At 77.8% G+C, this 4,119-nt stretch carries 3 protein-coding genes; 1 reads left to right on the top strand and 2 read right to left on the bottom strand.

Annotated elements, in window-relative coordinates:
• Window positions 1-1,588 (top strand): glycosyltransferase family 39 protein (locus GTR02_RS20255; protein ID WP_166609285.1); only part of this gene is annotated, 1,588 nt, incomplete at its 5' end.
• Here the strand turns inward: GTR02_RS20255 and GTR02_RS20250 are convergent.
• Together GTR02_RS20250 and GTR02_RS20245 are read right to left on the bottom strand one after the other, a co-directional pair.
• Window positions 1,575-2,699 (bottom strand): glycosyltransferase, encoded by a 1,125-nt coding sequence (locus tag GTR02_RS20250; RefSeq protein ID WP_166609284.1) that lies wholly within the window; start codon window positions 2,697-2,699, stop codon window positions 1,575-1,577. The two genes, GTR02_RS20255 and GTR02_RS20250, sit on opposite strands and share 14 nt — an antisense overlap.
• Window positions 2,699-4,119, bottom strand: a 1,421-nt coding sequence (locus tag GTR02_RS20245) for an MATE family efflux transporter (RefSeq protein ID WP_205709702.1), incomplete at its 5' end; no start/stop codon positions are given. The genes GTR02_RS20250 and GTR02_RS20245, both read right to left, overlap by 1 nt.

The raw sequence follows: 4,119 nt of genomic DNA, 5'->3' as shown, positions 1-4,119 counted from the left end.
CCCCGTGCCGAGACCCGCGCAGGCGCCGGCCGCCCCCGCGCGGGACGCGGCCACACCCGCGCCCGGCCGTCGGTGGCCCGTCGCCCTCGACGTCGCCGTGGGCGCCGGGGCGGCGGCCGTGTCCTTCGCCGGGTCCTGGGTCCCGTCGCTGTGGACCGACGAGGCGGCGACGATCGGCGCGGCCCGGCGCAGCGTCGCCGACCTGGGGCGCCTGCTGCTCGAGATCGACGCGGTGCACGGCCTCTACTACGCCCTCATGCACCTCTGGATCGGCGCCTTCGGGTCGTCGGCCGTGTCGGTGCGCCTGCCCAGCGCCCTCGCAGTCGGTGTCGCGGCCGTCGGGGTCCTCCACCTGGCGCGGCGGCTGACCTCCGACCCCGGCACCGCCGTCCTCGCCGCGGCCGTCTTCGCGCTGCTCCCGCGCGTCACGTGGACGGGGGTCGAGGCCCGCCCGTCCGCCGCGGCGACGGCCGTCGCGGTCTGGTGCACGGTGCTGCTCCTGGCCGCCCTGCGCGGGCGACGGCCGCTGCTGTGGTTCGCCTACGGCGCGTGCGGTGCCGTGGGGGTGGCGGTCAACATCTACCTCGCCCTGCTGCTGGCCGGCCACGGCGTCAGCCTGCTGCTGCGCCGCACGACGTCCTGGCGCGACCGCGGTGCGTGGGCGTGCGCCGCGGCCGGCGCCCTCCTGGTGTCGGCCCCCGTCGTCGTCCTGGCGCAGCGGCAGAGCGGGCAGCTCGGCGAGCGGGCGTTCGGCTGGCTCGACCTGCTCACGGGTGCCGTCGTGAGCCAGTGGTTCCTGGGCGAGACGCCGACGGCCACGTCGGGGGCGGCGCTGGACACCGGGTCCGTCGTCGGGACCTGGTGGCGGCCCGCGGCCGTGGCCCTGGCCGCGCTGTGCTGGCTCCTCGTCCTGCGCGGGCTGGTGCCGGGGCGCGAGGACCGGGCGGTGAGCACCGAGCGCGCCGTCTGGCTGCTGCCGTGGATCGTCCTGCCCACGGCGCTGGTCGGGGTCTACGCCCTCCTCGTCGGGCCCCTCTACAACCCCCGCTACTTCGCCTTCGCGGCCCCCGCCGTCGCCATCGCGGTGGCCGCGGGGCTGGCGCGGCTGCGCGGGCGGGTCCGGTGGGCCGCCGCCGTCGCGGCGCTCGTCCTCGTCGTGCCGGTCTACGTCTCGCAGCGGGAGGCGCACGCGAAGAGCGGGGCCGACTGGGCGCAGGCGGCCGCGCACCTGTGCGCGCGCGCGACGGCCGGGGACGCCGTGTACTTCGGCCCGCGGCGCCCGCCGACGGACGGCGTCGCCACCCTCACCACGCGCGGCGTCGCGGTCGCCTACCCCGCGTGCTTCCGCGACCTCGTCGACCTCACGCTGGTGCGCTCCCCCGTGCAGGCGGCGGACCTGACGGGCACCTCCCGGAGCCTGGCCGACGCCCTCGAGGAGGGTGGGCGCCCGTCGACGATCTGGGTCCTGCGACGACCGGGCGACGTCGTGGCGCCCGGGGACGACGCGCTGCTCGCGAGCGCCGGGTACGAGCGGCGCTCGACGTGGCGCGGACCCCTGGACGAGGTCGTCGAGTTCAGCCGTCGCTGACGGCAGGCGCGCCCGCCGGGGCGAACAGCCAGTCGTCGGCGACGAGGCGGCCGTCGCGCGCGGGCAGGGCGGACGTGACCTCCTCGGCCGGGCGCCGCCGGCGCAGCTGCTCGGCCACGGCCGCCGCGAGGTCCTCGGGTCGTCCGCCCGGGGGGAGCACCGCGTGACCGTGCGCCGCGAGCCACGGCGCCAGCCCCGTCTCCGTCGTCGTCACGACCGAGCAGCCGTGGGCCAGGGCCTCCTTGATCGGCAGCCCGACCTGCTCGCGCCACCCGGGACGGTGTTGCGAGGCCAGCACGAGGACCTGGGCGCGGCGCAGCCGTCGGTGGATCTCGGCGCGGTCGGGGTCGACCAGCAGGCGGACGGACGCCTCCTGCGCGGCCCACGTCCGCACCTCGCCCTCGAGGGCGCCCTTGCCGAGCACGGTCAGCGTCGCGTCCGGCCGAGCGGCGCGCACGGCGGGCCACGCGGCGCGCAGCAGGGGCAGTCCCTTGCGCTCCGAGAACGCCCCGACGAAGACCACGCCCGCCGGGTCGCGGACCTCGGGCGCACACGCGCAGGCCGTCGGCAGCGACAGCACCACCGCCTCGGCTCCGGCGGGCCGGACGGGGGGCAGGACGCGGTGGTACAGGTCGCGGGCGGCCTCGGTGCCGTAGGCGACGCGGTCCGTCGAGCGCCAGACGAGGTGGGCGAGGGCGCGGTCGAGCAGGGCGCCGGCCCGGGACCGGGCGGAGGCGGGCCTCGCCGAGGCGGGGTCGAGGTTCTCGATCGCGTAGGTCACGACCCGGACGCGCGGCCCCCCCAGCCGCTCGCGCGTCCGCAGGACCAGCACGACGAGGGCCGTGCCGCGGACGCCGTGACGCATGAGCGGCTCGTTGACCTCGAGCTCGGTCACCCCCGACCGGAGGAGGTGCGCGGCCGCGCCGAGGGGCCCGGCGCGGACGAGGTCCAGCCGGGTCGCCAGCGCCTCGTCGAAGTCGTAGCGGCGGTCGCGGTAGACGATCGTCGCGGGGGGCAGCTCGAGCGCCTGCTCCAGGTGGGCCGTGCGCAGGGTGCGGTACAGGCGGGCGCGGCGCGGCGGCCGGTGCCCCGGCACCGGTGGCGCGGGCATCAGGCCCGCACCGCGTCCCGGCCGGCGGGGCCGGACCCGTCGCCGCCGGGTTGCGCGGGGCCGGCGGCCGCGCGACGCCGCCGGGCCAGGTCCCGCCGGACGTAGAAGATCCCCGGCAGCAGCTGGCAGAGGGCGACGGCGAGGGCCGACCCGAGGACCGGACCGCCGGCGCCCAGGACCGTGGTCAGCCACCAGGAGACGCCGAGGTTCAGGGGCAGCAGGGTCAGGACGAACGGCACCTGGAAGCGCAGCCCCGCCCCGTCCGTCATGTACATGCCGAGCGGGTAGTTGGCCGCCTGGACGGTCACGAGCGCCACGAGCGCCCACGTGAGCCAGGCGTCGACGCCGATGGCCCCGCCGCTGACCAGCGGCACGACGACGGGCAGCAGCAGCGCCAGCGTGGTCGCCGTGACGGCGCCCGCCCCGAAGAAGGCCGCCGCCATCCGGAACGGCGAGCGCACGTGCCCGGCCCGGCGGGCGCGCGCGAACCCCGGCCAGAGGGCGACGCCGGCCGCGCTGATCGTCTGCGAGAGCAGGCTGAAGAGCGACCAGCCGAGGCTGTACTCGGCCAGCTCCGTGCTCGACGACAGGTGGCTCAGGAGCAGCCGGTCGGTGTGCATGGCGAAGGTCAGGGCCAGGCTGATGACCAGCCAGGGCCCCGCGACCGCGAGCACCGGCGCGCCGCGGACCGAGCGCAGCCGGGGCAGGTCCCGCAGGACGCGCCCGAGCAGCCCGCGCAGGCTGCGGAACGCGACCGCCGAGCCGAGGGCCGCGATGACCGCGGCGCCGGCGTAGGAGAAGACGGCCAGGTAGCCGCCGCCCTGCGCACCCAACAGGACGAGCACCACCACGGTGGTCGCGAACAGCGGCGACGCGAGGCCCTGCAGCAGGATCCGCACGTGGTTGCGGCCGAGGGCCGTGAGCATGCGCTGTCCCACCGCGAGCGGGAGGGTCAGGACGAAGACGACGAGGCAGAGCATCGCGGCGGCCGGCCCCGACCCCGGGAGCAGCCCCTCACCGAGCACGGCCCGCCACGCCCCCGTCGCGGTCAGCACGGCACCCGCCGCGATGATCACGCACCCCGAGGCGGCGATGACCCGGAAGACGCCGACCAGCGTGCGCCGGACGTCGGCGTCGTCGGCCGGGGAGCGGGACGCCGCGACGCTGTTGATGACCGCGGCGCCCATGCCGAGGTCCGCGAAGGGCAGGAGGGAGGCCAGGGACACCAGGAGGCCGTACTGGGCGTAGGCGGCGACGCCGAAGTGGTCGAGCACCAGGCGCACGGACACCACCGACACCGCGCCCGAGACGGCCATCACCAGCAGCTTGGCGACGGCGCTCTCCCCCACGGCCCGCCACGCGCCGGTCTCGCCCCCACGCCCGCCGGACGGATCCGCGGCACCCGCCACCTGCCAACCCC

Source organism: Kineococcus siccus (assembly GCF_009906795.1).
Classification (GTDB): domain Bacteria; phylum Actinomycetota; class Actinomycetes; order Actinomycetales; family Kineococcaceae; genus Kineococcus; species Kineococcus siccus.
Note: the sequence above shows the minus strand (reverse complement) of the source record. Positions and strands in the feature narration are given on the sequence as shown.